General features: G+C 42.8%; 2 rRNA genes. Both read left to right on the forward strand.

Features of this window, described 5'->3' with window-relative positions:
- Positions 1 to 72, forward strand: a 16S ribosomal RNA gene (locus ABC831_RS26390); the annotation flags it as partial.
- 121 nt (positions 73 to 193) lie between these two features.
- Positions 194 to 311: ribosomal RNA gene (gene rrf / locus ABC831_RS26395) — 5S ribosomal RNA — on the forward strand.
- The last annotated feature ends 527 nt before the right edge of the window (positions 312 to 838 follow it).

Raw genomic sequence — 838 nt, forward strand, 5'->3', positions numbered from 1 at the left:
GCGGGATGGATAACTGGGGTGAAGTCGTAACAAGGTAGCCGTATCGGAAGGTGCGGCTGGATCACCTCCTTTCTAAGGAAGAAGAAGTAAGGGTTGTTTTACTGTTTAGTTATCAAGAATACGAAGCAAAAGTCCGCAGTAACAGAGAAATAAAAGGGGCTTAAGCAAGTAGGAAAGATAGCATAAAAAGATTTCTGGTGTCGATGCGCTTAGGGGACACACCCGTTCCCATCCCGAACACGATGGTTAAGACCTAAGCGGCCGATGGTACTATACTGGTGACGGTATGGGAGAGCAGGTGGATGCCAGATTCTCTTAAAAAAACTCCCGGGAAGGGATGACTTGAAAGAGTCAGAACGAATCCGGGTTGCATATAGATTCTGTAGCATGCAGGCCGGGAAGCATCCCGGAACCTGATGCAGAACAGAGAACTGGTTTTACCAGTGATTAGAGGTTAAAATCTAAGCTTTTGATTTCTAATGACTGATAAAGCATCAGTCAGCAGGATGAAAGATCTGACCGATATAGAACATCATAGAAGAGGCAGAACGGACAGAGAATAGCATCCGGCATGTACCTTGAAAACTACACATTGAAAAATCAATTGAAAAATCTGATTTCAAGGAACTGAAAGCAGATGAAGTTCTAAAAGCAAAAGCCACTGCAAAGCGGTAGTTGCCATAAAAACTTCATCAAACCGCAATCAGAACCGCGAAGCCAGAAACTTCAAGACATCCGAGATTAAAAAAGATTAATTGAAACCAATTCAAAGAATCCGAGAAAATCAAGAACCAAAAAAGACCCATTCCCATAACGCTATATGAGAATGCAGGTCAAG

This window comes from Diplocloster hominis (assembly GCF_032380655.1).
Taxonomy (GTDB): Bacteria; Bacillota; Clostridia; order Lachnospirales; family Lachnospiraceae; genus Diplocloster; species Diplocloster hominis.